Genomic DNA, 16,993 nt, shown 5'->3' with positions numbered 1-16,993 from the left:
GCCGGGCGAGCGCGGGGGGTGATCGGAGAGATCGCGGCGCGATCGCCGCGATCGCGGGCGAGGGAATTCTCGGATCGCCCCCGGCGATCCGGAGCTCTCGGGCCGCCCGGAGCTCATCCGCGACCTGCCGCGCGCCTGTCGCCAGCTGTACGCCGGCGCCGCAGGACGTCAGGTGGATCGCCGGGCGCGCAGGATCTGGAAGTACCGCCGCGCGATGCCCGACGCGGCCGCCGCGCTCCGGACGTTGCCCCCGTGCTGGGCGAGGACGCGCTGCACGTAGCGCCGCTCGAAGTGCTCGACGACCCGCTCCCGCGCGCGCGGGAGCGGCAGGTTGAGCGCGAGGATCTCCTCGATGACGTCGCCGGATGTCCCGGGCTCTGTGCCTCCGCTCGCGCCTCCTGGTGTGGAGGCCGGGGCCGGCGCGTCCGGGGAGGCCAGTCCGGCCCGGGTGATCTCGATCGGCGCGGTCTCTCCGAGCGCCACGCGCCGCGCAACGGCGTTGTGGAGCTCGCGCACGTTGCCTGGCCAGTCGTAGTCTTCCAGCCGCTCGCCGAACCCCTGTGGGAAGTGCGCGCCGCGGCCCGCGAGCTGCCGGAAGAAGTGGTGCGCGAGCACCGTGACGTCGCCCCGCCGCTTGCGCAGCGGCGGCAGCTCGATCCGGGCCACCGCGAGCCGGAAAAACAGATCGTCCCGGAACCGACCCGCCTGGATCTCCCGCTCGAGATCGCGCCGCGTCGCCGCGAGCACCCGGATGTCCACGCGGATCCAGCGGTTCGAGCCGACGCGCTGCACCTCCGATCGCTGGATCGCGCGCAGCAGCTTGGCCTGCAGGCTGAGGTCGAGATCGCCGATCTCGTCGAGCAGCAGCGTGCCGCCGTGCGCCTCCTCGAAGACGCCGCGGCGTACCTCGTTCGCGCCGGTGAAGGCGCCGCGTTCGTGCCCGAAGAGCGCCGACTCCACGAGCGTCGGCGGCACCGCGGTGCAGTCGAAGACCACGAACGGCCCGGCCGCCCGCGGCCCCTGCTCGTGGAGCGCCTCCGCGAGCACCTCCTTGCCGGTCCCCGTCTCACCCTCGATGACGACGGGGACGCTCGATGCCGCGAGGCGCTCGCACAGCGGATAGAGCCGCCGCATCTCCTCGCTGGCGCCGAGGAGCCTGCCGAACTGCACGGCGGGCGACAGCTCGGCCGCCTGCGTGACGCCGAGCGCCTCGACGCGGAGCACCGTCTCGCCGATCCGGACGAGCTCGGTGCCCTGGAGGTACGCGTCGCCGACGCGGATCCCCTGGACGAAGGTGCCGTTCGTCGAGCCGAGGTCGGTGACGCGGAGCCGGGCGCCGGCGAGCTCGAAGGCGGCGTGGCGGCGCGAGACGAGCCGGTCGGTGAGGGGGATGTCACAGGCGGGGCTGGTGCCGGCGAGCACGCGCGAGGGCAGCCCCGGCGCCACCGTGAACCGGCGGCCCTCGTCCGGGCCCGCCATGACGGAGAGGGCGAAGCTCTCGGCCGCGGCCGCAGCGGGGCGCACCGGCCCGGGCAGGAGTTCGGTGGAGGCGGCATCGTCGTCGCTCAACGGAGGCATGCTGCCATCTCAGCAGGCCTCCGCGCCGACGTCACGTGAGGCCCATCGCACCCAAAGGATCGCCGGGATCGCCCTCGTACGCACTCCCGGTAATGATCCGTTGAACCTATCGCTTCGAAGCCCAATTCGGCGCTGCTCAGCGCTGGCACGCGCCGTGCTTAAACTTGAAGCCGGTCGTCGTGCCTAGACCGGGCGACGGCGTACAACCACAGCGGGCGCCGCTCGACACGAGGCTCGGAGTCGACCGCGGCCCGGTGACGTCGCGCGACGCGGGCGTGAAAGGAGCACGATTGACAATCATGAACTCGATCTATCTACATGCTGTCGAGCGGATGAGACGGACGAGCCGGCGCACACGTGTGACGTTCCTCGAAAGGATGGCCGATCTCCTGCGGGCTCGTGCCCTCCGCTTCGCGTGCTTGAGCATCTTCGTCGCGCTCTCGACCTGCGATCACTCGAGCGATAGTTTCGCCGGAACGACCGACTTTACCGTTCAATACAGCAACTATGACGCCGCCGCGCCGAACGACACCATCGTCGAGGCAGGGATAAAAATTCGCAACAACACCGCTGCCTCGATACCGCTGAGCAGCATCGTCATACGCTACTGGTTCACGAAGAACGGCGCGACGACGGTGACCCCGGCGTGCTGGTGGTGGAGCCCGGGCTGCAGCCGAATCACGCTGACGACCGGGACAGTGTCCTCTACGGGCGCCGATCGTTACGTGCAGATCGGCTTCACCAGCGCCGCCGGAAGCTTGGCTGCGGGGGCGACGACCCAGCCGATCGACCTCGGGATCGAGTTCGACACGAACGTCGTCGAGACCGACGATTACTCGTACGGAAACCAGACAACATTCTCCAACTTCAGCCGCATCACCGTGCACGACGCCGGCTCCGCGCCCACGGGCGGCCTGCGCAGCGGTACGCCGCCGAGCGGCAGTGTGTCGCCGCCGCCGGCGCCGATCTCCCTGACGGCTACGGCGTCGAGCGCAAGCGCGATCTCGCTGAGCTGGGCGGCGAGCAGCGGTGCGACGAGCTATGACGTCTACCGATCGACCACGTCGGGTTTCACGCCTGGCGCGGGGAACCACATCGCCAGCGGCGTGACCTCGACCAGCTATGACAGCACCGGCCTGGCTGCGTCGACCACCTACCATTACAAGGTCACGGCGCTGAATGCGGGCGGCGCGTCTGCCGCCTCCAGTCAGGCGAGCGCGACGACCCGGGCCGGCGGCGCGATCACGGCCGAGTTCTTCGACGATTTCAGCTACAACGGGACCAGCGACGCCAACTTCAGGAGCTGGTGGTCGCTCCGGAGCTGGTCGGGGGCGCCAGGGGTGAGCGGCGCGGCGTGGCTGGAGTCCAACGTTTCGCTGGTCGCTGACCCGCAGAGCTCCACGAACAAGCTGATGCGTCTCAAGGCGAGCACGAGCGGCACCGGGGCGACCACCTCGCAGGCCGAGGTGATCACCAACGCCCAGAAGTTCCGCTTCGGCACCTACGCTGCCAGGGTCAAGTTCAACGACACCCCGCTGTCCGGCACGCGCTTTTACGCCGACAAGCCCGTCGAGACCTTCTTCACCTTGACCGAGTGGGCCGCCGGCGACCCGGACTACTCGGAGCAGGATTTCGAGTACATGCCCAACGGCGGTTGGGGCCAGGGCAACACGAGCACGATGTGGCTGACTTCGTGGGAGACGTCGGACGTGAACGTCTCGAACATGGTCTCCGCGAACTTCAGCGGTTTTCACACGCTCGTGCTCCAGGTTACCAGCACGTCCATCAGCTATTACATCGACGGGGTGCATCGCGCGACGCACGGTTCCATGTACGTTCCAGAGGTGGATCAGTTCATCTTCTTCAACCTCTGGTACGATGAGCTCGACGCGGCAAAGGGCAGCTCGCGGACATACCACGAGGATGTCGACTGGGTCTACTTCGCCGAGGACGCGCTCCTGTCGTCCGCCGAGGTCGACGCGAAGGTGGCTAACTTCCGCTCTTCGTCGATTTTCCGTCGAGACACGGTGCCTTAGGCCGGAGAGCACGTTGTTCGGATAGAGGCCCACCTCGGCGTTCTCGGTGCTCGGCGTACAGGCGTCTCAGGACCGTGGTTGTCTCACGTGGATGGCCGAACGGGTTCTGCGGATCGCGGGAGGGCCTGTCGCGCCGGCGCTCGTCACCGCGCCGGTGAGCCTGTCGAGCAGCCCATGGAACGGGATGTTTGCGCGGGTCTGGAAACTTCTGCCCGATGCGGCGAGCCGACGACGAGCTCTCCTTCCAGCGGTTCGCCTCCCTTGATCCCCGTGTGCAACCCCTGGCATGCTGCGACCATGAAGGTCCTCGCTCCGTCCCGTTGGTCGTTGGGTACCCTCGCCGCTTGCCTCGCTGCCGCGGCTTTCACGGGCTGTTCCGGCTCCGGGGAAGGGAAGGACGACGGTGGGAGCGGCGGATCGAACGCGGGATCCACCGGCGCGAGCGGAGGCGGTGGTCAACCGGGCGCCGGGGGCGCGGGCGCTACCTCCGGAGGCGTCACGGGGAGCGGCGGCGCGAGCAGCAGCAGCAGCAGCAGCGGGCTCCCTGGTGCGGGCGGAGCGACGGGTGGAGGTGGCTCCCCCGGCGAAGGCGGCGGGTCCACCGGCGAAGGCGGGTCCACGGGCAGCGGCGCGAACACCTGCCCGCCGGCGACACCCCTGACCGGAGGCAGGGAGTATTGCTCGAACAGCAAAGGCAATGCGGGCAATGGGTACGGTTATGAGCTCTGGGCGGAGGGAAGCGGGACGGGCTGCATGACCGTGCACGGCGTCGACGCCGCGTTCAGCGCGGAATGGAACAACGTCGAGGATTTCCTTGCGCGCGTCGGGCTCGACTTCAACCAGACCCGGAAGCATGCCCAGATCGGCACCTTCTCGGCGGAGTTCGCGCATACCAAGACGGAAGAGGACGGCGGCTTGACGTACATCGGCATCTACGGCTGGACGGTCAACCCGCTGCGCGAGTTCTACATCCTCGACGACTGGGGGAGCGTAAAGCCGGCAGGGTTCTCTTCCGACGGGACGCCGCGGGACGAGGTCGGCACGCTCACCGCCGACGGCGAGACCTACGACGTGTGGAAGAAGACCCGCGTGAACAAGCCGGCCATCACGGGTTCAAGCGAGACGTTCGACCAGTATTTCAGCATCCGGCGGACGGCTCGCACGTGCGGCACCATCTCCGTTTCCGAGCACTTCACCAAGTGGGAAGCGCTCGGCCTTCCCCTGGGGAACCTGCACGAGGTCAAGCTGCTGGTCGAGTCCCAGAACAACAGCGGGACGGTCAAGTTCACGATGGCGAAGGTCGTCGTGAAGTGAGCGGCGGCGTCCAGGCACCTCGAGCTCGGCATGGCCAGCGCGAGCCTGCGCCTCCTGGCGTCGTGGCGGGCTCTCTGACCTGCTGGTTCAGGCCGGCTCCGCCTCGAGGTCCTGCGTGACGGTGACGCCCGCGGCCCGGTAGGGCGCGAGCGCCTCCTTCGACACGCCGCGCTCGGTGAAGAGCCATGTGAGCTCGCTCAGCGGCGCGACCACGTACGGCGACACGGTGCCTAGCTTGTCCGCGGTCACCAGCGCGACGACCTCGGCCGAGGCCTCCACCATCGCCCGCTTCACGTACGACTCGTCCAGATCCAGCGTGGTGACGCCGAACGTGGGATCGAGCGTGCACACCCCCAGGTAGCAGAGGTCCGCCCGGATCTGGCGCACCCCCGCGATGGTCACCCCGTCGGCGGCGGCCAGCGGATCCTTGCGCATGCGCCCGCCCAGCAGGACCACCTCCACCCGCGGGTGCTCCGAGAGCGCGATGGCGACGGGAGGGCTGTTGGTCACGACCGTCGCCTCGAGATCGCGCGGGAGGTGGCGCGCCACAGCCACGTTGGTCGTTCCGCTGTCGATGAACACGACCTGACCCCGCTTGATCAACGTCGCCGCGGCCCGCGCGAGCTCTTCCTTGGCCTTCGGCCGCTGCCGCTCGCGCGCAGGGAAGCTCGGGTTCACCCGCGAGACCGGCAGGCCCCCGCCGTGAACCCGCTGCAGGAGCCCCTCGTTCGCCATCTCGCGCAGATCGCGCCGGATCGTGTCCTCCGAGACCCCGAAGGCACGGCTCAGCTCTGCCGCCACCACCTTCCCATCACGTTCCAGTGTTGCGAGAATATGCTGGCGTCGCTCGGCCACCATCAGGCCGGAGATGTCTGCGTTGTTTTGCACGATTGTTCCTGTTTGTGCACGAAGTTGCTTGCTCCGGTCCGATCCGGCCCCAAGATCTTTCCCTGATGTTCACGAAAATGCACGAACCTTCCGGGGAGCCTCCAACGCTCACCGCCGTCCTCCGGACGGCCTTCCCCGGGCCGCGGCTGTGCGCCAGCGGCTCGCCTGCTGGTCTTGCGCGGGGGGTGCCGTGATGGGCGCCCCCCTCTCGCCCGTCGACGACGTCGCGCGCGCTCGGCGCGCCGTCTCGGTCATGTTCGTGGCGAACGGCATCGCCTTCGCGTCCTGGGCCGCGCGTGTCCCTGCGGTCCGCGAGCGGCTCGGGCTGCGCGACGGCCTGCTCGGCCTCGCCCTCCTCGGCCTCGCCTGCGGGGCGATGCTCGCCTTCCGCGCCGCCGGGCCGCTCGTCGCCCGCTTCGGGAGCCGGCGCGTCACCCGGGTCTCGGCCCTGCTCCTGTGCGCGGCGCTGCCCCTGCCCGCGCTCGCGCCGTCCTTCGCCGCGCTCGTGGCGGCCCTCCTGCTGCTCGGCGTGTGCAACGGCCTCATGGACGTCGCGATGAACGCGCAGGCCGTCGAGGTCGAGCGGCGCGCCGGTCGGCCCATCCTCGCCTCGGTGCACGGCATGTTCAGCCTCGGCGGGCTGATCGGGGCGGCCCTTGGCGCGCTCGCGGCCGGCCGGGCGCTGTCACCCGCGGCGCACCTCGTCGCCGTCGCCGCCGTCCTCGCCGCGGCCGTCGCGCGCGAGGGCAGGGCGCTCTCGGCCGACGCGCGCCCCGAGCCCGCGACCGCGGCCGGCCCTGGGACCGCACGCTCGACAGGGCTCCTCCTGCTCGGCCTCGTCGCGTTCTGCTCGTCCGTGGGTGAGGGCGCGATGGCCAACTGGTCGGCCGTCTACCTCCGCGACGAGCTCCACACCACCGCGGCCGTGGCGGCGACCGGCTACGCCGTGTTCTCGCTGGCGATGCTCCTCGGGCGGTTCTCCGGGGACGGGCTGACGCAGCGGTTCGGCGCCGATCGGGTCGTGCGCGCGGCCGGGGTCGTGGTCGCGGGCGGGCTCGGTGCGGCGCTGCTCGCAAACGCCCCCATCGCCATGCTGCTGGGGTTCGGGTGCGTGGGCGCCGGCCTGTCCGTCGTGGTGCCGCTGGTCTTCCGCGCCGGGGCGAGCGCCCCCGGCGTCGCGCCCGGCAAGGCGCTGGCGACGCTCGCCACCCTGTCGTACGGCGGCTTTCTCGTCGGCCCGCCGGTGATCGGCCTCGTCGCCGATCGCCTCACCCTGCGCGCGGGCCTCGTCCTCGTCGTGGCGCTGGCCTTCGTGATCGTCGCTCTGGCCCCGGCGGTCGCCCGCGCGCCTGCGGCCCGCGCGCCTGCCGCGCGCCCGCCCGCGCGCGATCAGAGGGCGAGGGCAGCTGCGGCGGGAGGTGAGGGGACTCTTCGGTACCGAACGACGCCGCCGAGCGATGCATCAACCCGGGTCGGGGCGCAATGCGTCGACCCGGGTCGGGTAGAGCAGGTCGCACCGCAGGCGCTCACGGTAGGCGCCCAGGCGACCCGTTGACGGAGGGCTTCGTCGGCCGTCGTGTGGAGTCTACTGAATGCACATGATGTCGGCCGTCTTGCCGTTGCTCACTGTCACCTTCCACCAGGTGGAGCCGGGGTCATAGGTGACGAAGACGCCGTCGGTCCAGGAGTTGGCCTGGAAGCGTCCGCCGACGCCCGTGAGGAAGCATTGCGTGCCGAGGGGGGTCGTGCCGTTGTCGATTGCCTGGACCAGGTTGTGCGTGGCCGAGCCGGAGCTCGGCGCAATATATGTCCAGACCCCGATGCCGGTACCGCTGCTAGCGTCCACGCACATGCCCCAGCCCTCGGCGTTCCCGGTGCCGCCGATGTACCAGTTGGTGCCGTCGTTCCAGACCAACACGCTGTCGCCGGCAGCCTGCCATTCGTTGTCCCCGGATTCCGGATCGTTCGTCACGCGCATCAGGCCACACCGCCGGTTGGCAGTGACCGGCGCCAGGACCTTCGCCGCCTGTCCGGAACTCCACTTGACGGCCGTCGTCCTGTTCGCGATGCTGGGAACGCAGAGGATGGTCGTCTTGACCTTGACGTCCATGTCGTCGCCGCTCGTATCCAAAATCCAGCCGTCGCCGTAGCCGTGCCAGACCCCCGCCTGGGAGGCGTAGATGGAGGGGCCGTTGGCACTGAGGTCACCGGCGACCCCGGAGAGGAAGCAGGTCATCTCGGCTTTCGAACCGACGCTCCATGCCGGCGTAAAGTCGTTGTCCGTCGCCCGCGACCAACCCCAGTAGCCGGTGAATGCCTGCTCGGCCGTGCCGACCAGCTCGTCGTCCGCCTGTTCACCCGTGGCCGCAACGCAGCCGATTCCCATGAGCAGGACAGGGAGCATGCACGCGAGCTTCCAGAGTTTGTTCGATACGTTCTTCATATGGTTTCCATCGATAGGGCTCGTCCACCTTTGACGGTGCTTCAAAATTGATCCATGCAGCGGCGCTTTCGTGGTCCGCGCCCGAGCGCGCAGTGAACTTCGCTCGAACCGTGGGTCACGGTCCCGCCACGCGTGGATCAGGTGAAGAGCATCGCTGAAGGGACAAGGCAACAGGCGCGCCAGCTCTGGCGTCCCGGGGCGCTCGCATGCGCAGCAGCGGCAAACTTGGCTCACCGTAGCGCCAGAGCGCCGCAACTACGGCGGATGCAGAGCGAGAGGGCTGCTGCGCCACGCGTCGCCAGGCGGAGTTGTGTCGAATTTTCTGCTGGAACTGCAGTGTATGTCACGGGGCGCCCGTGACATGTCACGGGGCATGTCACGTGACATGTCACGGCGAAGCCGGCGGCGATCCAATCCAGATCAGGTGAGCGGCAGTCGTTCCTGGGGAGCCGACCGAGCTACTCGCGCAAGATCCGGAAGCTGCTCCTCGCGGCGCTGGTCGCCAACGCCGCCGCGGCCATGTTGCCGGGCTTCGGGTGCGTGGGCGCCGGCCTGTCCTTCGTGGTGCCGCTGGCCTTCCGCGCCGGGGCGGCCAGCAGCGTCGCCGGACAGCGGCGCGAGGGCTCAGCGCTTGCGCCACACGGTCGCCAGCCAGGGCTGCTGCTCGCGCGGCCGGCCCGCCGGTCGATAGTAGTGCTCGATCTCCTCGAACCCGGCGGCGGTCACGAGCTCCCGCCACCGCTCGAGCGACCAGTAACAACCGTACCGGTCGCCCGACCACCCCTCTCGATCGTCGCCGCGCGGGTTCGAGCTGAAGAGGACGCCGCGCGGGCGGAGCGCGGCGTGGAGCTCGCGGAGCACGCGCGGCAGCTCCTTGCTCGGCACGTGGAACAGCGACGCGTTGGCGAATATCCCGTCGAAGCGCCCGGCCTCGAGGTCGAGGCGCAGGAAGTCCTGGTGGAGCACCTCGCAGCCCGCGTGTCGCCGCGCCATGTCGACGAACCGCGCGGACCCGTCGAGCCCGACCGGGGTGTGCCCCGCGGCGCGGAACGCCGCGAGATCGCGCCCGGGGCCACAGCCGAGATCGAGGATCGTGAACGGGCCTGCCCCCTCCAGGGCCGCGAGCAGCGCGGCGCGGTTCTGCGAGACGTCGTGATCGCGCGTGCCCTCCCAGAACGACAGGGCGTGATCGTCGTAGTGAGCCAGGGTCCTCTCGGTGAGCGCGGAGTGCCGGGGGGCGCTGTCGTCGTGCATGGCGGCAGTGTGGGCCGGGAGCGCTCCGCCGAAAAGGATCGCGAGGCGCCCGTGGCGCGGCCGCCGCCCGGCCCGCCTGCGCCCGCTCGGCGCTATCCCTCCGCGCGGCGCGCGCCTACCCTGAGGCCGGCGCATGAACGGACCCACCCGATCGACCCCTCCTCCGTACCGCGTGTCGATGCCGTTCCGCGCGCTCAACGCGGTCGGGGCGCGGATGGGGCGCTCGGCGCTGCGTGCGCTCGCCCCCCTGGACGTCGATGTCCTGTCCGAGCGCGCCCGGCGACGCACGGGCCTGACCGATCCCGGCGAGGGCTGGTTCTGGGAGGGGCTGCGGGTCCTCTCCGCCTCGCTCGAGGACGAGGCCGAGCTGGCCCTGCTCGGGCGGCTCGGCTTCGGCGAGGAGATCGAGCGGCAGATCGCGAATCGCCTGCTGCTGCGCGAGGACCTGCGGCGCGAGCCGCGGATCGCCGAGCAGCGCACGCCGCACCCGGTCTTCATCGTCGGCTATCCGCGGACCGGCACGACGCTGCTGCACAACCTGATGACGCTGCACCCGGACGCGCACGCGCCGCGCTTCTGGCGGCTCCAGGCGCCGTCGCCGCCGGTCCGACCCGAGGACGAGGCCCGCGACCCCCGGCGCGCGGCGGCGAGGCGCCGCGTCCGCCTCGCGCACGCCGTCTGTCCGGTCTTTGCCACCATCCACGAGCTCTCCGCGGACGGCCCGGAAGAGTGCGTGTTCCTGATGCAGAACACCCTTCTCCCCTGTGTCCGCGCCGAGACGCCGTTGTACCTGAGGTGGGCGCTCGCGCAGGACCTCGTCCCGGACTACCAGCATCACCGCCGCCAGCTGCAGGTCTTGCAATGGGGGCGCCCCGAGGGGCGCTGGGTGCTCAAGTCCCCCTTCCACCTGCCGGGGATCGCCGCGCTCCTGCAGGTGTATCCGGACGCGTGCATCGTGATGACGCACCGCGATCCGCTCCGGGTCGTCCCGTCGTTCTGCAGCCTCGTCGCGGCCGCGCGCGCGATGCACCAGCGGCGGGTCGATCCGCGCGCGGTCGGCCCGGGGGCGCTCGAGCTGCTCGGCGCCATGATGGACCGCTTCCTCGAGGCCCGCGCGCGGCTCGACCCGGCGCGGTTCCTCGACGCGAGCTACGAGGAGCTGACCGCGGATCCCGCCGGGCTGGTGCGGCGCATCCACGAGCGCTTCGGCCTCGGGTTCGACGGCGCCGTCGCCGCGCGGATCGAGGGGTGGATGCGCGAGCACCCGCAGCACCGGTGCGGGGTCCATCGCTACGCCCTCGACGAGTTCGGGCTCACCGAGCGGGAGGTGCTGGACCGGTTCGGCGGCTACCTGGAGCGGTTCGGCGAGCTCGCCGCGGGGAAGCGAGGGCGGAGCTGAGCCGGAGAGCGGGAGCGCCGTATTCCGGGCTCAGGCGGCGTCCAGCCAGGCCTCGAGCTCGGCGGCGAACGCCGCCGGCGCGTCGAGCATCAGCCAGTGGCTGGTCTCCGGCAGCACGACCGCCGTGAGCGCGGGCCTCAGCGCGTGCAGGCTTTGCGGCCATGCGTTCGAGGGGGCGACGATGGCGTGGGCGCGGGCGCCCGGGGCGGCGAGGTAGCGGTCGAGCGCGTTCACCGCCTCGAACTCCAGCAAATGCCGCGACATGCCGAGCATCGGGTCGTGCGGCGTGGCGGCGACGCGCGCCAGCACCGCCTCCCGGGTGGCGGGCCTGCTGCCCGAGAGCGCCTCGTTGAAGGTGGCAACGGCGGTGTCACGCCAGCCGTCCGCCGCGAGGGCGGCGAGGTAGGGCGGGAAGTGCTGCGCCTGGACCTCCGCCGGGATCTGCGTGAAATCCCGGGGCGGGTCTGCGAGCAGGAGGCGCGCGACCCGCTCCGGATGGGCGGCCGCGGCGGCGAGCGCCACGAGCGCGCCATAGCTGTGGCCGACGAGCGCCACGCGGGGGAGCGCCAGGGCGTCGAGGACCGCGAGCACGTCGGCCGCGCACGCGGAGGGAGCGTAGTCCGCGTCGGGCGGGGCCTCCGACGCGCCGTGCCCCCGGAGGTCGAGGGCCACCGCGCGCCGCCGGCCGGAGACGTGCGCGAGCGTCGCCTCCCAGAAGCCGGCGTGGCCGACCATGCCGTGCACGAGCACGACCGGCGGCGCCTCGCTCGAGGGACCCGCGCCCGCGGCGGTAGGAGCACCTGTGGCCGGATGATCGACGATGTGGAGCGCGCCCGCAGGGCCCGCGACGGTCAGGGAAGGCATGGGCGTCTGCTACCTCGGTGTGTGGGGCCGCGTGAAGGGGCCGTGCTGCGCTGCGAGGGTGGAGCCTAGGCGAGGCGCTCGTTCGAAGCAAAGGTGCTCTCCCAGGAGCGCGTCGCCGTGGGGTACACGCAGGTCGATGTCCTCGGAGCCGAGGAGAGCCGGTCGCCGAGCCGATACGGCCCCTTCAGGAGCACGGGGTCGAGGTGAACGACATGCCTGTTGACGATCGGGCTCCCGCAGCGCGCCCTCTCGCTCTTTTTCGCGAGACCCCGAGTTGGCCCGTCGTCCGCTCCCCGGCACCAGGGGAGGGCTCGAGTTCGTCCCAGGTCGCACGCGATGGACACCCTCCCTGGGGCCGGGCGGCTCGGCGGCGTCCCAACCACCCAGACGCGAGCCTGCCTGTACAGCGGCGGGCCGCTACGCCTCGGCGCGGTGCAGCTTCTGAACGAACGCCGCGAGCCCCGGCGGCGACGACGTGAAGTGGATGCGCACGACGTCGTCGGCGCGCGCGTCGAGCTCGATCACCTTCGCGTGCAGCTCGCCGCCGAGCTGCTCGGCGAGCGCGCCGGACGGGTGGATCTGGAGGTTCGTGAAGGGCGCGGGCCGGGGATGCAGCCGTAGCACGGCGCCGAAGGGCGAGAGCCCGAGGATGAAGGCGGACTGCGGCTCGCCCTCCACCCGCTTGCCCGCGAGGCGCGCGCACACGACCGGCAGCGGCGACGACAGCGAGAGGATCTCGACCCGCCGCTCGGGCAGGTAGAGACGCTCGGGGTTGTCGAGACCCAGGACCTCGTGGACCAGCACGCGGTTCGAGAACCCCTTGACGGCCAGCGCGTGGCTCTGGCCGAGCAGGAGGCCCGCGCCGGCGGCGCGGCGCGTGGTGTCCGCGATCAGGATCTGGCGGCCCACCGTGCACGACTCGATGCGGGACGTCAGGTTCACCTGCGCGCCGACGACGCCGTATTTCGTGCGCGCCTCGGAGCCGATGTTGCCGACGACGACCGGGCCCGTGTTGAGCGCGACGCCCATCTGCAGCGTCGGCAGCCCCTCGGCGCTGTTCTTCTCGTTCACCGCGTCCATCGCCATCTGCATCTCGAGCGCGCAGGCGACCGCGCGGCGGGTGTCGTCGCCCGCCGGGAACGGGGCGCCGAAGAGCGCGAGGATCGCGTCGCCGATGAACTCGATGATCGTGCCGCCGCGCGCGACGATGATGCGCGCCATCTCGCCGAGGTAGCCGTTCAGGAGCCGCATGACGACGTCGGGCGGCATGTTCTCGGTCATCGTCGTGAAGCTTCGGAGGTCCGTCATCATGATGGTCACTTCGCGCTCCTCGCCGCCGAGCAGCTGGGCCTCGGGCGAGGAGAGCAGGCGGTTCACCACGTCGTCGCTCAGGTAGCGGCCGAACGTCTTGCGGATGAACTCGCTCTTGACCGACAGCTCCGCCGCGAGCTGCGAGAGCTGCTCGCGCGAGCGCTTCAGCGTGAGCTGCGTGTCGAGCCGCCCGAGCAGGATGTCGAAGTCGATCGGCTTCGTCACATGGTCGTTGGCGCCGAGCTTGAGCGACTCGACGACGTCCTCGCTCGCGCCGCGCGTCGTCACCATGATCACGGGGAGCTCGGCCTGCGACCGGCTCTGGCGCAGCGCGGAGAGCACGCCGAGGCCGCTGATGCCGGGCATGTTCACGTCGAGCAGCACGGCGTCGAAGCGCTCGCGCGCGGCGAGCCCGAGCGCGCGGGGCCCGTCCTCGGCGGAGGCGGTGCGGTAGCCGTTGTCCCGCAGCACCCGGCAGAGGACGTCGCGGTTGCCTCGGCTGTCGTCGACCACGAGGATGGTGCCGCGGCCGCTGCCCTCGATCTCGGCGTGGACCGCGGGCTCCTCGTGCGGGGAGGGGATGCTGACCTTCACGCTCGAGGGCGCGTCCTCGTCGCCGTTCTCCATCGCCTGCACGATGGTGAGCAGCTTGCGCGACGCGAGCTCGATGTTGCGGATGTCCTCGATGTGCTGCGGCGCGACCTTGCCCTGCAGCGACGCCACGAGCAGGCGCGTGTAGCCGAGGATCTGGTTGATGGGCGTGTACGGGTCGTGGCCCCCGCCGTGCGGCTCGTGGAGCCGCTGCGGCTCGCGCCCCGCGGTCGACCGGGCCGACGGCGCGGGCTGATGCGCGGCGGGCAGCCCGCCGGTCGCCGTGCGCCTGGCCGGCGACGACGCCGGCCCGTGACCACGGCCGGCGTCGTCGTGGCGCGACCCCTCCGGGACGCGCGAGCTCGGCGGCTCGGGCGGCTGGGTCGTGGGCGCCACGGCGGCGCCCTCGGGCGGGTCCCACCGGTCGAACGGATCCTGCAAGGTGTAGCCGCTGCGCGCCGCGGCCGCGGCCGCGGCGGTCGGCCGCTCTCGCCAGCCGCGTGCCTCCTGCGACGCATAGGCGCCGTGCGGCGAGAGCGGGACGCTCGGCCGATCTCGCCGCACGCGCGCGTCGGCCGGGAAGTGGCTGCCGCGCGCCGGGGGCGGCGCGTGCTGCTGCGGAGGCGGGAGGGTGCTGCCCCCGCGGTTCGACGCGGGCGCCGGCGGCAGGGCGCTGCCGCTGCCGGCGCTGTTGCGTGTCGGAGGCGGCGCTGTCGGCAGGGCGCTGCTGCTGGCGCTGGCGCGCGACGGGATCGTCTCCGGTGGAGTCCCTCGCGACGGCACGGGGCTGACCGTTGCCTTTTTGTGCGCGTCCTTGTCGGAGGGGGATCGGCTCATGGTTCCGGCGATTCTACGCCTGCGCGCGTAGACGCAACCATGGATGACACCCGCACTTCATTTTTTATCGCACCCCCTACGCCTCAGCTTCAGCCTCGGCGCGGGTGGATTTCCTCTGCCGGCGTACGCGCGAGCTCCGCAAGTGTCCAGGCTGTCCTCGGCTGGGTGAACGCTTTCAGTGAGCCGGCATCCAGGAGACGAGAGGCTTCAATCCTCCTCCAGAAGACAACCCGCCTGTCGCGGCGCGTGATCCGGGGAAGCGCGAGCGCACCGCGCGGGTGGAGCGCTGGACAGGCCCGCCCTCCGATGTCGGACGATGCCGACACCCCAATGGGTCTCGCCCCGTCCTCGTGATTCCCGCGCTGGATGAAGGCACGAGCGCCCACCCTCCATGCTGCCCGGACGGTGGTTGTGGAGGCAAAATGAAAGACTTTTTTCGAAGTCAAGAGGCGATGAGCCCTCGCGCGCCACGGGGGCTCATCTGGCGCCGCGAGGTGAGCCCATCGATGAAGCCGCAGCGGATCGCGAGCCATGGCCGCACGACAGGCACGCTTGTTCCCGGGCTCCCCACCTGATCATCCGGTGGCCTACCTTCAACTCCGTTGTTCTGCGTCACCGCTCGCGACGACGGGCGCGTTCGACCGGCCGGACGAACCTGGCGCTCTGCATGCGCTCATGCGCCGACACCGGCGCACGGTGAATGTCCGTCCACGTGGCCGTATCGCACGGGAGTGCTCCGTGGCCCCCGCGCTCCTGGGGGATGTGAGAGACGGGTTGGCTTCAATGTGCGCGGGTGCGCGACACACGCGCAGACATGACACACGTGATTGACGCGACCGACGCGACCGACGTGGCGGAGAGCACTTTGTTTCTCTTGCAGAGGTAATGAAGGCGTCGTAGTGATCTATTTACGCCATTCGGGCGAGTTGTCGGCTGGAGCTGACGGAACCACCGGCTCGGGCCTGTGCGAGAAGGAGTAGCAGAGGTATGCCCCTGCACACCGGACAGATGGTGACGCCTTCGCTGAGGCTCGTGCGCATCCTCCGGCGCGGCGGGATGGGGAGCATCTGGGTTGCCGATCGGCTTCCGCTGAAGGCTCAGGTCGCCGTGAAGTTCATGTCGCCCGAGTACGCGGATGACCCGGGCTACGTCGAGCGGTTCCGGCGAGAGGCGGTCGCTGCGGCGCAGATCACGAGCCCGCACGTCGCGCAGGTCCTCGATCACGGCTTGACGGCGGAGGGCATGCCGTACATCGCGATGGAGCTCCTCCGCGGCGACGACCTGAGGACCCGTATCAGCCGCCAGGGCCGGCTGCCGCTCGGCGAGGTGGCGCGTATCGTGGCGCAGGCGGCCAAGGCGCTCGGGCAGGCGCACCGCCTCGGCATCGTCCACCGCGACATCAAGCCGGACAACCTGTTCCTGACCCAGGTGGATGGGGAGACCTTCGTCAAGGTGCTTGACTTCGGTATCGCCAAGCGGGTCCGGGACCTGCGGGTCACCTCGACGGGGAACGTGGTTGGGACGCCGCTGTACATGAGCCCGGAGCAGCTCGTCAGCCCGAGGGATCTCGATTTCCGTGCGGATCTCTGGTCGCTCGGCGTCGTCGCCTACCATGCGATGACGGGGCGGACCCCGTTCTCCGGAGAGACGCTCGCGGCGCTCACGCTCGCCGTGCACAGGGGGCGGTTCACGCCCCCCAGCGCGCACCGGATCGACGTGCCGGCCGCCGTCGACGAATGGATGGCAAAGGCCCTGCAGCAGGATCCGAGCGCGCGCTTCGGGTCGGCGAAGGAGATGGCAGACGCGCTGGAGCGTGCGCTGTCGTCACGCAAGTGGGGCACCGAGACGCCGGCTTCGGCGGAGGCGGAGGGCGTGGTCGAGGCGCCGCCCGTGAGCTCGCAGGACGGCGTGGTCACCCGGCGCAACCCCGTCATGACGTCCCCGTCGATACCGGTCGTTGAGGCGGATCTCTGCGAGGACGACGGCGGCGATGGCACGACGGCGGTCCTGGGCGCGGCGTCGAGCCGCAAGAAGCGCAAGAGGCCATCCGCGCGGCTCGCGGCGACCGCCGCGATCGGCGCCGTGCTGGCCGGCGCCAGCCTGTTCTTCGGCGTCCGGCTCGCCGCGCCCGCTGACGACAGCGCCGCGCTCGCCGCCGTCGCCCCCCGCGCCGGGCTGGCGAGCTCGACCGAGTCGACGCTCCTCGCCAGCGTCGTGGAGGCACCCCGGCCGCTGCTCGCGCCGGAGCTCCAGGAGCCGGTCCAGGCCGCTGCGGCGCAGCCCGAGAGCGCGCCCACCAGCGAGGCCTCGCGGTCGACAACGAAGAAGAAGCCTTCCGTGCGCCCCGCGCGATCCCCCGGGCGGACCAAGACCATCCCGTCCACGGGGCGGCACACCCGACGCATCAAGCCTTTTCCCCGGAACGACATCGCGATGCACCGGTAGCGCTCCCGGCGCTGCTCATCGGGCTGCGCCGCG

General features: G+C 71.0%; 11 protein-coding genes. 5 read left to right on the top strand and 6 right to left on the bottom strand.

The features are described 5' to 3' along the window. Nucleotides 1-168 precede the first annotated feature (168 nt). Nucleotides 169-1,578 carry a sigma 54-interacting transcriptional regulator gene (locus WMF27_RS20070; RefSeq protein ID WP_437767286.1) on the bottom strand — a complete coding sequence of 470 codons (1,410 nt, stop codon included), beginning with the start codon at nt 1,576-1,578 and terminating at the stop codon, nt 169-171. 299 nt (nt 1,579-1,877) lie between these two features. Here WMF27_RS20070 and WMF27_RS20065 point away from each other — a divergent pair, with 299 nt between their 5' ends. Together WMF27_RS20065 and WMF27_RS20060 are read left to right on the top strand one after the other, a co-directional pair. Further along, entirely contained in the window at nt 1,878-3,614 is a 1,737-nt protein-coding gene (locus WMF27_RS20065; protein ID WP_437944394.1) for a cellulose binding domain-containing protein, read from the top strand. 297 nt (nt 3,615-3,911) lie between these two features. Further along, on the top strand, nt 3,912-4,928 hold the full coding sequence (locus WMF27_RS20060; RefSeq protein WP_437767288.1) for a glycoside hydrolase family 11 protein: 1,017 nt from the start codon (nt 3,912-3,914) through the stop codon (nt 4,926-4,928). Between the two features lie 87 nt (nt 4,929-5,015). On the opposite strand, the gene WMF27_RS20055 is transcribed toward WMF27_RS20060, so the two are convergent. After that, the gene (locus WMF27_RS20055; RefSeq protein ID WP_437944393.1) at nt 5,016-5,816 is read right to left on the bottom strand and encodes a DeoR/GlpR family DNA-binding transcription regulator; all 801 of its coding nucleotides are present in this window, start codon (nt 5,814-5,816) and stop codon (nt 5,016-5,018) included. A gap of 193 nt (nt 5,817-6,009) precedes the next feature. Here WMF27_RS20055 and WMF27_RS20050 point away from each other — a divergent pair, with 193 nt between their 5' ends. Beyond that, the gene (locus tag WMF27_RS20050; RefSeq protein ID WP_437767290.1) at nt 6,010-7,371 is read left to right on the top strand and encodes an MFS transporter; all 1,362 of its coding nucleotides are present in this window, start codon (nt 6,010-6,012) and stop codon (nt 7,369-7,371) included. A 30-nt stretch (nt 7,372-7,401) separates the two neighbouring features. Here the strand turns inward: WMF27_RS20050 and WMF27_RS20045 are convergent, their stop codons facing one another. Further along, the gene (locus WMF27_RS20045) at nt 7,402-8,259 is read right to left on the bottom strand and encodes a hypothetical protein (RefSeq protein WP_437767291.1); all 858 of its coding nucleotides are present in this window, start codon (nt 8,257-8,259) and stop codon (nt 7,402-7,404) included. A gap of 624 nt (nt 8,260-8,883) precedes the next feature. After that, on the bottom strand, nt 8,884-9,513 hold the full coding sequence (locus tag WMF27_RS20040; RefSeq protein ID WP_437767292.1) for a class I SAM-dependent methyltransferase: 630 nt from the start codon (nt 9,511-9,513) through the stop codon (nt 8,884-8,886). 133 nt (nt 9,514-9,646) lie between these two features. On the opposite strand from WMF27_RS20040, the gene WMF27_RS20035 reads away from it, so the two are divergent. Beyond that, nucleotides 9,647-10,912 carry a sulfotransferase family protein gene (locus WMF27_RS20035; protein ID WP_437767293.1) on the top strand — a complete coding sequence of 422 codons (1,266 nt, stop codon included), beginning with the start codon at nt 9,647-9,649 and terminating at the stop codon, nt 10,910-10,912. 30 nt (nt 10,913-10,942) lie between these two features. On the opposite strand, the gene WMF27_RS20030 is transcribed toward WMF27_RS20035, so the two are convergent. Together WMF27_RS20030 and WMF27_RS20025 are read right to left on the bottom strand one after the other, a co-directional pair. Further along, on the bottom strand, nt 10,943-11,776 hold the full coding sequence (locus WMF27_RS20030) for an alpha/beta fold hydrolase (protein WP_437767294.1): 834 nt from the start codon (nt 11,774-11,776) through the stop codon (nt 10,943-10,945). Between the two features lie 417 nt (nt 11,777-12,193). Next, nucleotides 12,194-14,515, bottom strand: a complete 2,322-nt coding sequence (locus WMF27_RS20025; RefSeq protein ID WP_437767295.1) for a response regulator — start codon at nt 14,513-14,515, stop codon at nt 12,194-12,196. Between the two features lie 987 nt (nt 14,516-15,502). On the opposite strand from WMF27_RS20025, the gene WMF27_RS20020 reads away from it, so the two are divergent. Beyond that, complete coding sequence (locus WMF27_RS20020) at nt 15,503-16,960, top strand: protein kinase domain-containing protein (RefSeq protein ID WP_437767296.1); 1,458 nt, start codon at nt 15,503-15,505, stop codon at nt 16,958-16,960. The last annotated feature ends 33 nt before the right edge of the window (nt 16,961-16,993 follow it).

This window comes from Sorangium sp. So ce281 (genome assembly GCF_051527395.1).
In the GTDB taxonomy this organism is placed as follows: Bacteria; Myxococcota_A; Polyangia; order Polyangiales; family Polyangiaceae; genus Sorangium; species Sorangium cellulosum_B.
This window is presented reverse-complemented; position numbering and strand designations above follow the sequence as displayed.